This is a genomic window from Bradyrhizobium sp. USDA 4532, from assembly GCF_024171315.1.
Taxonomy (GTDB): domain Bacteria; phylum Pseudomonadota; class Alphaproteobacteria; order Rhizobiales; family Xanthobacteraceae; genus Bradyrhizobium; species Bradyrhizobium australafricanum.
Window position 1 is genome coordinate 3,641,104 of sequence record NZ_JALJZN010000001.1, and the last position, 15,718, is coordinate 3,656,821.

The 15,718-nt window shown below is 59.4% G+C and carries 10 protein-coding genes and 1 pseudogene; all 11 read right to left on the reverse strand.

Translation table 11 applies throughout. From position 1 onward, the window contains the following. Positions 1–5 precede the first annotated feature (5 nt). The 11 genes and pseudogenes from J2R76_RS17195 to J2R76_RS17245 all read right to left on the reverse strand — a co-directional run bounded on the left by J2R76_RS17195 (position 6) and on the right by J2R76_RS17245 (position 15,497). On the reverse strand, positions 6–1,340 hold the full coding sequence (locus J2R76_RS17195; RefSeq protein WP_253624276.1) for a glutamine synthetase family protein: 1,335 nt from the start codon (positions 1,338–1,340) through the stop codon (positions 6–8). After that, entirely contained in the window at positions 1,337–2,626 is a 1,290-nt protein-coding gene (locus tag J2R76_RS17200; RefSeq protein ID WP_253624277.1) for an ATP-grasp domain-containing protein, read from the reverse strand. The genes J2R76_RS17195 and J2R76_RS17200 overlap by 4 nt, the downstream gene beginning before the upstream one ends. Further along, entirely contained in the window at positions 2,623–3,492 is an 870-nt protein-coding gene (locus tag J2R76_RS17205) for a DMT family transporter (protein ID WP_253624278.1), read from the reverse strand. Before J2R76_RS17205 ends, J2R76_RS17200 begins: the two co-directional genes overlap by 4 nt. 149 nt (positions 3,493–3,641) lie before the next feature. Further along, the gene (locus J2R76_RS17210; RefSeq protein ID WP_253624279.1) at positions 3,642–4,475 is read right to left on the reverse strand and encodes a gamma-glutamyl-gamma-aminobutyrate hydrolase family protein; all 834 of its coding nucleotides are present in this window, start codon (positions 4,473–4,475) and stop codon (positions 3,642–3,644) included. Beyond that, positions 4,472–5,530, reverse strand: a complete 1,059-nt coding sequence (gene rtxC, locus J2R76_RS17215; RefSeq protein WP_076829220.1) for a dhydrorhizobitoxine desaturase — start codon at positions 5,528–5,530, stop codon at positions 4,472–4,474. The genes J2R76_RS17210 and rtxC overlap by 4 nt, the downstream gene beginning before the upstream one ends. A gap of 31 nt (positions 5,531–5,561) precedes the next feature. After that, positions 5,562–7,973 carry a 2-aminoethylphosphonate--pyruvate transaminase gene (locus J2R76_RS40820; protein ID WP_375166496.1) on the reverse strand — a complete coding sequence of 804 codons (2,412 nt, stop codon included), beginning with the start codon at positions 7,971–7,973 and terminating at the stop codon, positions 5,562–5,564. A 1,604-nt stretch (positions 7,974–9,577) separates the two neighbouring features. Beyond that, positions 9,578–9,709, reverse strand: a complete 132-nt coding sequence (locus J2R76_RS40650) for a hypothetical protein (protein ID WP_256520851.1) — start codon at positions 9,707–9,709, stop codon at positions 9,578–9,580. Between the two features lie 204 nt (positions 9,710–9,913). Then, the gene (locus tag J2R76_RS17230; RefSeq protein WP_253624280.1) at positions 9,914–11,443 is read right to left on the reverse strand and encodes a S10 family peptidase; all 1,530 of its coding nucleotides are present in this window, start codon (positions 11,441–11,443) and stop codon (positions 9,914–9,916) included. Between the two features lie 658 nt (positions 11,444–12,101). Further along, positions 12,102–12,481 (reverse strand): annotated as a pseudogene (locus J2R76_RS17235) (6-pyruvoyl tetrahydropterin synthase family protein). Next, positions 12,468–13,736, reverse strand: a complete 1,269-nt coding sequence (locus tag J2R76_RS17240; protein WP_253624281.1) for an MFS transporter — start codon at positions 13,734–13,736, stop codon at positions 12,468–12,470. The pseudogene J2R76_RS17235 and the gene J2R76_RS17240 overlap by 14 nt, the downstream one beginning before the upstream one ends. 171 nt (positions 13,737–13,907) lie before the next feature. Further along, positions 13,908–15,497 (reverse strand): NAD(P)/FAD-dependent oxidoreductase, encoded by a 1,590-nt coding sequence (locus J2R76_RS17245; RefSeq protein WP_253624282.1) that lies wholly within the window; start codon positions 15,495–15,497, stop codon positions 13,908–13,910. Positions 15,498–15,718 lie beyond the last annotated feature (221 nt).

Genomic DNA, 15,718 nt, shown 5'->3' on the forward strand with positions numbered 1-15,718 from the left:
AACAGCTAGATGATCTCGAAGTACCGCCGACGTTCAAAGTCAGTCACCCGATGTTGAACGGCCTCCCACTCCCAGCGCCGGGAGCAGGAAAAGGCCTCGACAAACCTTTCTCCGAACACATCATTGGCCGCCGGAGACTGTGCAAACCGATATGTCGCCTCTGACAGGCTTTGAGGCAGCCTTCCGGAGCGAGGACACATTTCCGTGCTTGCATCACCGACGATCGAAGCCGGCAACGCCGCATCTGTCTCGACGCCCAGCATGCCCGAGCCGATGGCGCATGAGAGAGCGAGATATGGGTTCATGTCTGCGCCAGCCAGCCTGTACTCAAGCCGGTGTGCAGACGGCTCCCCCGGAATGGCCCGAACCGCGCAGGAGCGGTTGTCAATTCCCCAGCTTGGGCAGACCGGCGCCCAGTAACCGGGGACCAGTCTCTTGTAGCTATTGAAGTTCGGCGCGGCGAGCACACAGAACTCATTCATGTAGTTCAGTTGTCCGCCGATAACTTTCTCCATGATCTTTGAAACGTTGCCAAACGCGTTACTGTCGTAAAACACGTTCCGACCGTCCGAGAACATCGAGATGTGAATATGGCCCGACTGGCCGGGCCACTGCTCACAAACCTTGGCCATGAATGTTGCCATCATGCCTTTCGTCTGTGCCCAGGCTTTTATCATTGCCTTGAAGATGACCGCTCGATCCGCAGCCTCCAGGGCATCACAATGATGAAGTGATGCTTCAATCACGCCCGGGCCTGTCTCGAAGTGCAAGCCGCTGAGAGGTATTCTGGCCTTCTCACAAAGCGCCAAGATCTCGCCGAACAGCTCCTGGTGCGCGACAGAGCGCGCAATCGAGTAACCGAAAGGGCCTCGCGTGAACGGAGCCCATTGGCCGAACGGCTTGTCCTCAATCGTGTCGGCGTTCTCATTGAACAACATGAACTCGAACTCGAACCCGGCCGTGCAGCCGTATCCGTGATCGGCCGCCCTTTTCAGGACTTTGCGCAGAATACCTCGCGGGCAGATGTCCTCATGTGCGCCCATAAACTCCGCAAGGTAGAGATCCTGATCGCCGAGATAGGACACCAAACGGCCGGTGCCAGACAGAACACGCAGATCGGCATCTCCAAATGCTGAGAGCGGCTTATGGGTGAATCCTGCGGGAATGACCCGGTCCGCACAATCCCACGCCAGCACCGCCTCAGAGAACTTGACGACTTTATCCCCGTCCGAGAGATCTTCACCCAGGACGTGCTTACCTCGAAGGATGCCGTCAAAGTCGCTCACGCCAATCATCGCCGCACGAGCTGAGTTCGCGCGAGGCACACGGATGTCGGTCATTCGCCGCCTTCCTGCGCCATCAGATCGAACACCTGGTTCATCCGCAGCGCACGCAATTGGCGATAGTCATCCTCAAGCTGTACCAAGTCGTTGTTGACGAGGTACACGATGCCTGGTGTGGACACCAGGTCGATCGTCGGGACCAGCTTTTGGCCTATGGGAACCAATGCGATGGCATCGGCGAAGCTCGCGAGGTTACGGATTGCAGCTAATCCGGAGTATCCGGCAACGACACCGCTCATATCGGAAATCAACGAGACGCACAGTGCATGAGCCTGTCGCTTGTAGGCCCCACGCAACCTCATACACTCACCAAATTCCTTGGGATTTGCGTACCGCCAGGCCGTTAGCGACATATGATTGTCACCCAACGCCATGGTCCGGGCTTTTGCCGACATGGTTCCTTGCAGTCTCGCTCCGAAGTCGACCAACACTGGTCCGCGATCATCGACGATGATCTCTGCATGCGAGGGTCCGTTGACGATCCGAAGCGCCTGCAACGCACGCATAAGATAATCGGACAGCTCCAGAACGATTGGCTCCCTGGCTCCCAGCAACCACTCGCGTGAGCAGACCGATGACGCGCCCTCGACGGGAACGGTCTCATAGGTCCAGGCCTCGGTGACGAACGCTTCTCCATCGATCGAGATGGCATTCACGGTATATTGCTGACCCTTTATTCTCTCCTGTGCAAGCGCCAGTTCATTGAACGCTCCGACCCGGTTCGTCTTTCCGACGATGGCAGCCAGCGCGCGCTCGACATCCGCATCAGCCGAGCAAAAGAACACGTCCTCCGTGCCTGTGCTGTTCAGCGGCTTGATCACGATCTCATCGAAGTTCTCTTGACGTTTCCAGTTTGCAATCTCAACGGCATTGTCAGACACGACCTGCCTGATCGATCGTACGCCTGCTGCGGCCAACGCTTCGGACATCCGCGATTTGTCGCGCCGGGCGGCTGACAGAGCCGTTCCATTCGAAGGCAAGCCCAGCCGTTCCGAGATGGAATCGGCAAGCTCAACTCCGGTCTCGGACCCCGCAATAACGAACTCCAGGTCCCTGCCGCGGAGCGCCTGAAGATGAAATTCAACGAGCTCGTCGTGGGTCATGCATTCGCGGGGACGAATGACTTCATCATACAGGTCCGCGTCGAAATGCGACTGGAAGATGGCTGGGATCTGTGCAGCCGACATCACGTGCACCGTTCCAATTCCGTACCGCCTGAACTCTTCAGGTAGAAATCTGCCAGTCGAATATGCGTCGACGATTACACATTTGCGTTCGTTCATACGGTCCTCCGATATTGCGAGTAGACGTTGCCGACAGCGACAATCGTGATGAGAACATTTCCAATGAACGTGTGGAGCGAAGGCACGATACGAGAATCGAAGTACTGGAACAGGAACGTGATGACAGGCGCGGTGGACAGCACCATGTTGACGGTGAAGGGCTCGACGCGGCGGATGCCCTCCTGGATCAAGAGCAGCGGAACAATGATCGTGGAAAGCCCAATCGCCGCGATCGCACGCCAATGTTGCGAGATCTCAAGCATCATGGGGGAATAGTCGACCAGTCCCAGCAACAGCAGAATCGTTCCATAGAACCGATGCGCCAATACCTGTCGGCCGGAAAACCCGCAATCGAACAGTAGTTTGACCAGTATATTTGTAAGCGCCAGCGATAGGCCGGCCACGATTGCGAGGACGATGCCGAAGGACGATTGCGGTCCCCACTGCACGCCCGCATTGCCGCTGACCGAGATCCAGATCATGTAGCCGCCAATCATCGCAATCGTGGCGCTCACGGCGATGTCGGATGCTGGAGGGATACCCTTCCGCCTGATCAGCGCATTCAACCACACCGTTGCGGCGGGTCCTAGCGCCACCATGAACGCGACGACGATCGCAGGTTCGGCGTATTTCAGGCCGATAAACAATCCGATCCAGCTGATCGCGGTCACGAGATTGAGCGACACAAAAGCCACGAGCGCTGGCTTCGTCACTCGTGCCTTGCCCGTGCCGTGACCAGCCAGCAGATTGAACGACAGACATACCGCGGCAAAGGACACCAACAGAGCGACGAACAGGTCCGCCTGCTGAAAGTACGATGCCGCATACACCTCGCCCGCCGCGCTCAGAACGACGTAAAGCGCCACAAAGAGGACTCCCAGAGCGAAGCGGCTTGTCGATCGCCCGCCGTTCGTTTGAGGCTGTCGCGGCGCAGCGCGCCCCCCGAAGCATGCCGGCGCGTCGGTTCCGGTGAACTCCTCTTTCGATCTGGGCGGACCGCGCTTGGTTTGAAATGTCACTGGCCACCTCTCGTGCTTCTTTTTTGTTCGGCGTACGCAAGACACGCCTCTCCGAACGCCGTGAATAGTCGCTTGCTCAGCAGATCGGTGGAGGCGTGCCATTCGGGGTGCCATTGCACGGCAATCTGCAGCGTCGGCGCGCCCACGACCGAGACCGCTTCGACCAGGCCGTCAGGCGCCCACGCCTCCCGTCTTAGCGCGCCGGCCAGCACCTCTATGCCTTGATTGTGAAGCGAGTTGACCTGTGCTTCTACGGTGCGCGCGATCGGAAAGAGCGCACCGTCCGGACATACCCTGATACTATGCGCGACATCGTACTGGCGATCTCTCGGGCGGTCTGTCTTCTCGGCGTGCATCTGGCCACTTCCCAGACTCCACGCGCTAAGGGATGAGCGAAGTGTGCCGCCGAAATAGACGTTGAGCTCCTGCAGACCGCGGCAAATGCCCAGGATCGGCATTCCCTGCGCAATGGCGTTCCTGATCGCTACCCCGGATAGCCTGTCCCGGGGACGATCACGGATTCCATTCTCGATGTCCTCCTGATCGGCCCTCGGACAGGACGCAGGAGCCCTCAGAACGGCGGGATCGACGTTGGATTCGTCTCCGGTCAACATGAGCCCGTCGAGAGCCCGCATGATCGCGGGGCCGGTCTCAACCGACGCATCTTCAGCGTCGATCGTCGGCAATATGACGCACGCCACTCCCGCATGATGAAGCAGAGCCTTGACGTACTTGCGCCGCAACCAATCGCGATGCACACCATCGACCAACAGACGGTTCGAGGTGATGCCGACCACGGCGCGGGCTTTGTCTGGCCGTTGCAATGTCACGCGAGGTGTCCACTCGTGCTGGCACCGCGCACAGACTGCTCATAGAGACGGCGGTTTCGCTCCTTCAGCTGAGTGATGACGCTCGGCTGACCTTGCGGCCCCTTGACAAAGAGCCCTCCCCAGCTTGCGGCAACCTTTGCGTAAGCCGGATCCTGCATCCTGATTTTCTGGGCTTTGTGCAACAGCCAGAACGGGATCCCGGGCGAGAGGTGATGCTCGAGGTGATATTCATCCAGGTTTTGCCCCAGGATGGCCCGCTCCAGGAAATTTCCTTTGCGATTCCTGGTCAGATAGACGTTCTGCGTCTCGGTCTCGCACATCGGTGAGTGCTCGGCGAGTTCGACAAACCAGCCAAGCACCTGGAACGTGGTGAGATAGGGCACGATCCAGAACAGGATCACGATGTGGAGCAGCCCAAGGGCATATGATCCGCCCAGGATGCAGATCCAGAAGAGATAGAAGCCATACTTGTCGATAAGTATGCCTGAGCGGCTCTCGTCCTCGGCATCTCTGATCGAAAACCGGTTGGTCCAGAGATACTTCAGGTACGCCACCGTCGCACCGCCAAATATCGGCTTCCAGATCAGGTTGAACGCGTACCGCTCAGGCGGCTGCACGTCGTAAACACCATTGGCCAGGAAGAACTTCAGATCAGGGTCCTTGTCCGGGTCGCCGAGATAGGGATGATGCAAATAGACGTGTGAGATCCGGTAGGCCCAGTGGCGCTGGAACAAAGGATAGGCAGCGAACAGAATCCCGAGGACGTAATTCCAGGTGGTGTTCTTCGCGAGCGTGCGATGGGCCGCATCATGGGCGATCGTCGTCAATCCGCGCTGGTAGGCGCCGATCAGAAGGACCGCGAGCGGATACAACCACCATGAGACCGACACGGTCGCGAGCGTGCACGCCGCGATCACGACGTAGTCTTTCAAGATATACGCAGCACCCATTATGTTATCGGGCCTCAGCTCGGAGAGCTGCCTATTGATCTCGCGGCTGAATGGAACGGCCTCATAGCGTGACGACCTCAGTTTCCAAGCTTCTGGCTGATTCATGAGAATCCCTTCCTGATCACCTTCTAGGTTGTCAGATTGCGGAGAGCGCCTTGTGCAGATCGCGGACAATGTCGTCGACGTCCTCGATGCCGACGCAAAGCCGGATCGAACCGCCAAATATGCCCGCGGCCTCGCGCTTCTCCCGTGGAACGGTTGTGTGTGTCGTGGAGACGGGATGCGTCACCAGGGTGCGAGCATCCCCAACATTCGAAACGTGATACATCAAGTCGACGTTCTGGATGAACTTGCGTCCGGCCAGCTCGTCCTCCACCTCAAACATGACCATTGCGCCGTGCCCATATGCGGGGTTGAGCGTCTGGTCGACGGTTTCCCGATCGGCGCCTTCGAAGAGGCCCGGATAGAAGACACGGCGCACCTTTGGATGCTTCTTGAGGGCGTCTGCGACGACCCTGGCGTTGGCGCAGTGCTGCTTCATGCGAAGCGGCAGCGTCTCAAGCCCCTGGATCAGTTGGAAGCTCGCAAACGGAGCGATCGCAGCCCCCGTATCGCGCAACCAAGTCATGCGCGCCTTCAGCAGAAACTCGCTTTTTCCAAGATCGTCGACATCCTGCAGCGCGCTGCGCCAGATAATCCCGCCATGCGCCTCGTCTGGACCGTTGAACAACGGAAAGCGGGAGGCTCCGCGGTAGCTGAACTTTCCATTGTCGACAATCAGCCCGCCCAACGTGGTGCCATGGCCGCATATGTATTTCGTCGCGGAGTACGTCGTGATCGCAGCACCGAGATCTGACGGCCGGCATACCAGTGGCGTCGTGGTATTATCCACCACCAGGGGAACGCCATACTTCCGACCGATCTCCGCCAGCTGCTTGACCGGTAGCGGAATCAGACAGGGGTTCGAAATCACCTCTCCGAACAGGCATATCGTGCGATCATCGATGGCACGCTCGAATGTCTCAGGCCTTCGAGGGTCCGCCGTCCTGACGCTGATGCCAAGACGCTTCAGCGTGTTATGGAGCAGGTTCCAGGTATTGCCATACAGATAGGGCGAGGCGACGACATTATCTCCGACCTGCCCGCTTGCCAGGTTGACGATGGCAAGGAAGGTTGCCGCTTGCCCTGATGCGACGGCGAGCGAGTCCCTTCCCGTATCGACCGCCGCATACCTTCTTTCCAGCGCGCGGGTCGTCGGATTGATGATCCTTGTATAGGTGAACCCATCAGCCTTTACGTTGTAGACGTCCGCAATGTGGTTCAGGTCGCCATCGAGTTCATACGCCGTGTTCTGATATATCGGCACGGCCACAGCTTTCGTCACCGGGTCGCGGCGGTAACCCGCGTGCAGAACGGCGGTCTCGGGGGACCATGGCACCTGCCCGCCCGCTGCCACGCGAGGCGGCACCTTGGCGAGCGCCTGGGATGTCTCCTGGGCGGATATAGGTCGCGCTGCCGCACCCTGACCCGGGCGGAAGTATGTCCGGAAGGCGCAACCCAACTGCTGGATCCAACTGGATTGAATTTCCCCGATGCAACCGACCCGAAAACTCCGCGTCGCAACGTGCAGCCTGGAGTAGATGTAAAGGTTATGGCTCGCCAGGTGGCGATACAGCCCATCAAATGCTGCCTGATCCGCCATCCCCGACGGCGCAACGAACGCAACACAGACCGGTGACTGCACGTTCGGGGCTAGCAGCGGGGAGACCACTCCCTCGAGCTCCTTGATGAGATTGTCCCTGACCTTCTCATACCTGCGGCAGCGGGCAGGAATGCCCTCTTCCTCCAGGATCTCCAGTGCCCTGGTCGTTGCCTGAACGATATGGGTGGGAGGTGTCGAACGCCATTCACCTGTGCGCTCCAGCGAGAGCCATTGATCTCTCACGTCGAGCACAAATGACCTCGGCTCTTGAGCCGCTTTCTCCAACAGTTCGCGAGAGGCGATCACAAACGCTACTCCCGGAGGCCCCTCTATGCACTTGTTGCTCGACGTGACCAGGACGTCAGGCCCCCCCTTGCTCAGGTCAATATCGATGCCGCCAAAAGAACTCATCCCGTCGACGATCGTCTTCACGCCGCGTCGCCTCGCCTCCTCCACGATCGCATCCAGCGGATTGACGATGCCGGTCGTGGTCTCGCAATGCACGAAACACAGGTGCGTAACGCCGGGATTTCGGTTCAGATGCTCGCCGATTTCCTGAGGATCCAAAGGGTCGGTCACGCGCTTGGTAAGCGTCACCGCCTCGACACCCCATAGCCGCAGCATCTTGTATATACGCTCGCCATAGATGCCATTTACGCAAACGAGCGGCTTGTGGGCTGAAGACACGAATGTTGACAGAGCGGCTTCCATCGCAAAAGAGCCGCCGCCCTGAATCGGGACCACCGAATAGTCATCGGCATTTGCCAGCAAATTGAGCAGTAGCCGCCTCATGCGGGCGGTTACTTCCTTGAACTCGCAATCGCGCGATGCAAGGTCGAGCTGCATTTGGCTCCTGACGTCCAGCGATAACGACAATGGACCAGGCGTCAGCAAAGAGCGCTGTCTTGTCACACTATTCCCCCTCAGTTGTATTCATCGATGACCTGGAGCAAAACCGCCCCAGCAAAGAGACGACGAGCGCCGTTCAACAGCCTGGAGCCCTGCGCGACAGAGCCTCGAGCGATGTCATTCACATCTCTGACCGCTCCTCGAACCCATTCGGCGCGACGGCTCACTCTGATCGCATCCCGAAGATTTGAGCGCGCGTGCCGGCTCGTCGCCGCGCATCGGCAGTCCAACTGACCGGCTTACGTGCGTCGTGTGCCACTCCGGCAATGTTGAAATCGAACTAGCAGCGCGCGTCGGACGGTGGCGACCGGCCCCGATCCCGGCATGGCGCCTTTGATGATTGCCGCTTCCTGCGTGAGCCTAAGACTTGAGACATTCGCACACTGTCGCTCGTTGGAGGTTTTTGTACGCTGACGACCCTCGCCGTCCATTTTTCAGATCGTACAACTTGACGTTAGGTGCGTTTCAACCCTCTCTGGAATTTTCTCGTGTGAATTTTTCCTGACGTACGCCTCCACCTTCGGAAGACAAGGTGACGGGTGCGGAGATTCTCGGACGAGCCCGGTAGTAGCCTGGAGTTCAATGACACTGCTGGAATTCACTTGAGCTCGATGGCCACGGACAGGTCAGCTGACCTGCTCCGCCCGCGTTGCGTGCGCGGCGCTTTGCCACATCGGCAAACAGATACACGGGGTCTGTTTGCGTTCGATGAAGCGTCCGGAAAGCAGACTTTGGAACGAGACGATGAGCGCATGGCCGGATGGCGAAGAGTAAGCAGCTTGCGCGGGTTCGAAGGCAGGTTTTCTGACAGAACGATGATGGTCTAGAACGCGGGTTGCTTAGGAAATCGCTTGTTGATTAAACCGCCTGAGAGCCGCACGTTTGGATCGCAAGTCATGCGCGGTCTGTCAGCAACCGCTCGCACGATTTTCCGTCCTGTCTGCCTGGTCACTGCGCTCTGTCGAGTACAGCCTGTTTGCTACTCTTGCATCGTGATCCACTTGGCACATGAATTGCTGCGAACCTTATCGGCTTGGCTGTTTATCTTCACGCCCCCCAAGGCGGCCAAGCTGGCGAAGCAAACTTGGCGCGGGTGGCTCCTCCAAACACCCGCGCCTTCTTTCCGAAGTGCTGTAAAAGTGAAGAGTTTCGGCAACAGACGCGCTGAGAAGATTAACTCATGGCCCGGAGGAGCCATATAAAATGCATGCCGGTTCTGGGTAGTCGAAAGGACGAATCGAAGCTCGCCTGGTACTTGCGGCGAATAAAAGCTTGCTTCATGAGCCAGCCCCTCACGATCACTTCACGAAAGTGTGCCGCAAGGGAAGGCTCAAATTCATTTCGGCTCTCCAGGAAGCGCTTCGTTCTACCAATTCCGAAAAGCGCGTCTCACAGGGAAAGCGATTCGCGAGCCTTGTGGTTCGGATCATCGTTGACGACCCCGGTGATAACATCGGCGCGGTAGGTCCGCCGTCGGTATAATTCAGCACTTACAGGTGTTGGCCGAGGAGACGATGACAGCGCGGTGTTTGGCTTCGCCGTCAGGATCTACGAATGATGCGCTCTTCCGTGAAGGCGATCGGGCGGCGCGCGGCAGCGTTATCGTTGAGCTCGGTTCGGCCATCCTCGGCGAAGCGCATCACGCCCGCCCCGCCCAGCATGAGAGCGCGCATCAGATGGTGTCCGCCAGCTTGCTGCTTGGCTGATCAAGCCGGGTTTTGTTCGCAGCCATTTTGGGACTGCGTCGTCTAGCGGCCGGACGACGCAATCCACGCCCTGATCGCAAAAGACCGGCCCATTGTGCTCTGTCCCGTAGCATCAGCGACATTATGTTTGTGCGAAGGCGGGCTAGTTCATGACCAGGCCTGGTGTCGTTCTCATTTCATCAGCGCTTCGACCTCTGCTCGCAAAGCGTGGCGCGACGCGTCTCGTGAATAGAACATGTGGCCCCCCGGAAAAACGACAAGTTTGACGCGCGGTGTGGAGGCAAATGGCGGCAGTTGATCGAGCACGATCTGTGATCCGAAATATGGCGTGGCGAGGTCAAACAGCCCGTGCGCGACCAGCAATTTCATATTCCGGTCCGTCGCCAAGATCTTGCGCAGCTCCGAAACTGACTCCGGAGGGCTACGGCCGAAATCCCAGGCCTCCCTGACCTTGCGATTGGCCAATTCGTAGGAGCCCTCCGGCCGCCAGCCAAGCTTGCGCGTAAGGAGATCGACAGTGGCGCTGGTCAGAGGCGCCACCAGCGTATCGCTTGAGGGATCGCCTGAAAGCTGGAAATTCGACTCCGGATATGGATCGAGGCCACGCACCGAGGCGTCAAACCTGCCGATTAACTTGCCATTCTTGCGATCGAACTCACGGCGGAACTCGGCCACTTCGAAACGGCCAGCGAGCCGGCGGCTGACGGCTTGGTCGATGCCGGTCAGCACAGCGACCTTGTCGGCCAGGCGCGTGGTGGCTTCCTTGTCGGCCTGGCCTTTGATGAGATCGACCAGAAACTCGCCGCGCGCATAGGCTTCCACGTCGGCGAGATCTGTTCGGTTTACCGAACCTTCGGCTTCACGCAGGGTCGCGACATAGCTCGGCAGCGTGGCGACGTACTGCAGCATGCTCCTGCCGGCGCTGTAGTCGAACACTGGCGAGACCATGATCAGGCCCCTGACGCCTATCCCCTGCCGCGTCTGTAACTGGTCGACGACCTTCGGCCCACGAATGCCGCCATAACTTTCGCCCGCGATGTACTTCGGCGACAACAGCCGGTCATGCTTTTCGAGCCAGCGGCGGATCACCAGCGCGAGCGCGTTGACGTCGCCCTCAACGGAATAGAGCCATTTGCGCGCGTCATCGCCGGCCGCCACGAAACGGCTATAGCCGGTGCTTACAGGATCGAGAAACACCAGATCAGTGAAATCGAGCCACGTTTCCGCGTTTGGCCTCACCTCGGGAAATGTCGATGGCGTGACCTCGTCAGCATTGATCGGCAGCCGCCACGGTCCGGCATTGCCAAGCTGCAGCCACGCCGATGATGAGCCTGGTCCGCCGTTGAAGAAGAATGTAACCGGGCGCGTGCCGAGATCAGTGCCTTCAAGCTGATAGGAGGTATAGACGATATCGGCCTGCGGCTCACCCTTATCGTCGAACAGGCGGATGGAACCGGCGGTCGCGATGAAAGAAAGCGTCCGCCCGGGCAGCTCAAGCGTGTGCCTGGTGCTGGAGTCCGGCGGCAGGCGATGCTGCTCGGTCAGCGACGACATACTCGGGGTTTGACCGCCGCCACCTTTCTGGCCGGCCGGTATTGTGACCTGGGCGGGGGCAGGATTGTTGGCCCGAGCGCTCTCCGTTGCCCCGCAGGCGAACAGGATCAGTGCAAGAGAGGTGAGACCCGGAGCGGTCAATTTCATCGCGTTTCTCCTGCCCTGGCGCGCCCCCTTGTGCGCGAGGCGTGTCTGTCAAAACGGCCCTAACGACTAGCTCATGCGGCTGAACGACAAAGCTACCGGATCGAGTAGTCGTCACCGTCGCCCAAGGCGCAAAATTCGTCATTCCACACACTTCCAAGAGGTGCTCGTCACGGTTCAGCCTCCAGAGGGCGATGATCGTGCGCGTGGACATTGCGCACAAGGCGAGGCTGTGGCTCGAGATCGACGATGGGCAGAGCAACTGCTTCGAGAGTAGTTCGAGAGCAATGCGACATCAGTGAAGCGCATTGTAGATCTGCGTGCTCAAGGGCAATCGCAGTATCCGGCCGTTGGATGCCAATCAGCTCGCTGATTTAAGAGTAGGATGTCGGCGGCGCGTCACGCCATCAGGACAACGTAGCGTGGACGGCCACGTGCCAGACAAGTCTGTAGCGACCTTAGACTACTGCATCCGACCGGATGAGCACCCGATGACTGGGCGCGGGAGCCCTTCCGCCGCGGCAGGCCAATGGGGATCAGCGGCACGGCCGATGTATATCTATCTGTCGAGTTCCATGCCTAGGCACGCGCGGACGCCGCCGAACACCGGCCATTGCTCGGCATCCATAGTGCACTTGCGTTGGCGTTTCACCGCCCCCGACTAACTCGGCGTGCCTTTTGGACTGCCGCCATAGGCCGCAACCTCCGCCCAACAATCGGCGGTCTCATAAATCCGCACACTCGCGCAATTGGGAATGCGATCAAAGAACCAACGGGCGATGATCTCGGCGGTTGGGTTTTCCAGTTGAGCAGTCGGTGATCGACGAGCTTCAGCAGCGGCTCAAGTTCGGCATCCATCTCAGCGAAATCCTTTACGAAGCCCCTTGCATCTACCCCTCCGCGCATCACCACTTCCATACGGTAGTTGTGGCCGTGTAGGTTCTTGCATTTGTGGCCATCGGGGAGATTGGGAAGGCGATGAGCTGATTCAAAACTATAGGTGCGGCCAATCAGCGTGAGCACAGCATCATCGTCGTTCATTCCGTAAGTCTCTCGCGCCGACAACTTGCTCCGCAGAAAGGGGCCTACCCCTCGCCGGCCCTTCTTTATCAGATTGACGGAGCAATGCCAGGCCGAGCAAGGCGGAGAGAGCAGAGCCAAGGCCCGGCAGTATCAGCGTGACAGCATAACCGAACCTCGCCACGGCAAACCCACTCGCCGCGAAGCCCACCAACGCTGACGCCGACATTACCGAAGTCAGAAACGTGACATCTGTCCCCGCCTTGCCCGGCCGCGCGAGCCCGAGAAACCAGTTCGTGAATGTAACATGCTGAACAGCGAGTGCCGCGAACACGATGCCGACGCTCACAACGGCGCTCAGGCGAACGCTGACGTAGCGATCAACCGTCGCAAGCACGCCGAAACTTATGGCCATGACTGCGCAGCCCCAGATCAAGCCACGCTGCGGTGCCATTCGGCCGATGATTGCGCTGGTCAACGGCGCCACCAGCGTATACGTCAATACGTTCGAAAGCGCTCCGATCCATCCAATGGATGCTGCGGCGAAGCCGAGGTCAACAAGCCGCAACTGAACCGTCGCGAACGCCACAGCGATCCCGATAACCGCTGGCGCGATCAATGCGGCCGTCGTCCACAGGCCACGGTAGCGAAAGATCGCGGAGATCGAGGGGCGTTGCGTCGCGCTCGATCGGTCGCCGCGTTGGAGCGGTTCAGAAATAGCGAACACCCAACCAGCGAAGACGGCTAGCAGCAGCGCCAAACCCAACAAAGCTGGACGCCAACCGACCATCTCGATCAATTGGAGGCAGACGGCGCCACCGATCACATGGCCGATGGCCCGGCCCCAACCCAGCAGCGCGGCCCCGAGCGGCCGTTCGCTGGAATCGAGAGCTTCAGCTATATAGCCCAAAGTTGCGATCCGCTGCGTGGCAGCAATGGTCGCAAGTACCAGGGAAACAAGAAAAAGCGAGACAAAATCGGTTTTTGGATTCAAGAATGCCATCGCTGCCAGCACGATGGTACTGCCAACTTGGGTCAACAGTATCCACGAACGTCTCAGCCCGAGACGATTGAGGCTCCATCGATCCACCACCGGGGCCCAAAGGAAGTTAACGGTGAATGCAAAGAAAGCGGTGCCATATAGGCCGACTAGTTCCAAGCTGGCACCGTTGCCCCGAAGGATCACGGGAATGGCCGAATAGATGAACGCGATGGCCAGATACTGCTGACTAGCCAACGCAACCATCCCAATATATGGCACGTAACGATTTTCCATCCGCTTACTTCTCCCGAAATCGATTTCGCACATGCCTTAAGAGAACTGTTTGAAAGGACAGCGGCGGCCCGTTATCCGTTCGGATCGGTGCGCTTACCGTTGGTGTTGTCCTCTCCAAAGGTCGCGCTTGCCGGCAGCAGCGCCAGCGCAGGGATGACAGCTGTTTCTGCATCAGGTCTTCACCACGCGCTCGTGCAATCGGGTAGTGGCGTCGAGCGCGGACAGGATCGCGCCCTCCTGCCATGGCAGCTGCGAGGCGTGCTCGCCCGCCAGCGCGATGCGGTCGTCGATCTGGCACAGATTGCGGTAGTGCTGCGCGCGGGCGGCCTCGGTCCACTGGCCGGCGCAGCCGAGCGTGAACGGCACGCGATGCCAGGCCACCGCGACGCCGTTCTCGAACTCGCTCTTGTATTGCGGATGGATTGCGGCGCCGAATTCAACCGCGCTGGCGACCCGCTCGGCCGGCGTCATCGCGGTGAACTCGAACGAATTGGCGCCGCCATACGTGTAGGCACCGAGCAGGATGCCGCGGCCGCCGCGGTTGAAGCCATAGTTCGGATACGCGATCTGCTGGATCGGCAGGTCAGTGTAGCTGATGCCGCCATAGATCGCCTCGTCCTCCTCCCAGAAGCGGCGTTTGAACTGTAGCCCGACCTTCACGGAGGCTAGGTAGGGCAAGGAATCGATCGCATTTTTCATCGGCCCGCCGACATCGACCGGCAGCTGGCTCAGGATCGACAGCGGAATGGTGCAGATGCACCAGTCGGCGGTCGCCTGCTGCACGGCGGACGGGATGGCGGTGTCGACATAGCTCACGGTGACGACGGAGCCGTTCTGCTGGATCTGCGTGACCTTGGCGTTATAGCGGATGAGATCGCCAACCTCGCGCGCGAACGCCTTGCCGATCATGTCCATGCCGCCGACCGGCTGGAACATGGTGGTCTGGAAGTCGTAGCGGGCATAGGTCCGCAGATAGCGCCACATCCGCGACCGCAATAGCTCCTGCAGCGAGATCGGGTCGCTGGGCAGCGGATCTCCCATCAAGCCGCCGCCGGGATCGCGGGCATAACCGCGGAATTCGGCGGCGACGAGATTGGCGTTGTACTTGTAATCGCGATCCAGCACGCCCCAATCGCGCAGCGCTTGCAGCAGGATCTCCTGGTCTTCCTTGCTGACGAACTCATCGAGCCTGCCCTGCTGGCTGACTTTCGCGAGCAGCTCAGCCACGCCGCCCTGGAAATCCGCCTTGATGCTGCGACAGCGCTGCGGCTTGCCGTCGAAGGCGCGCGTCGCGTGCAGATAGGCATTATGGTTGAGCTGGATGAAGGGTTCGAGCGTCACATTGAGCCGGCGGCAATAATCGAGCAGCGCCCGGTGGTGACAGGGAATTCGCCACGGTCCGGGATTGAAATAGAGCCCCTGCTCGAACTCACAGGCCTGTTTGAAACCGCCGAGCTCTGTAAAACTGTCACCGCTGCGGATCGACCAGTTGCGGCCGCCGGCGCGATTGTTGAATTCGAGGATCTGGACCTTGTAGCCGGCCTTGCGCAGCTCCAGCGCCGCCGTCATGCCGGCAAGACCAGCGCCGAGAATCAGCACCGAAGCGCCCTTGACGTCGCCCGCGAGCTTGAGCGGCCCCTTGTAGGCGGACTCGGATGCGAAGCCGAGGCTCGTCATTGCGTGATACATCGCCGAACTGCCGGCGATGGTGCCGATCAGCGCGAGCAGATCCCGCCGCCTGATCACAAATTCATTCTGCACCTGCGTTCGCCCAGCCGTTGATTTCGATGACGAAGGCGAACGGCTCGTGCGATCAGTTTCAAGAAAGTGCGCACGCTGCGGTGCAGACTGGTGGCGCTGCCGCGGTGCGCCTGCGAGATCGTCTTCGATTATCTCATTCCCACATTGGTCGTGCACCGCGTCGATCGCCGTCGATAAAACAATCATAGCTATCTATCCGCAGTCTTGAGGTAGCAGGCCGG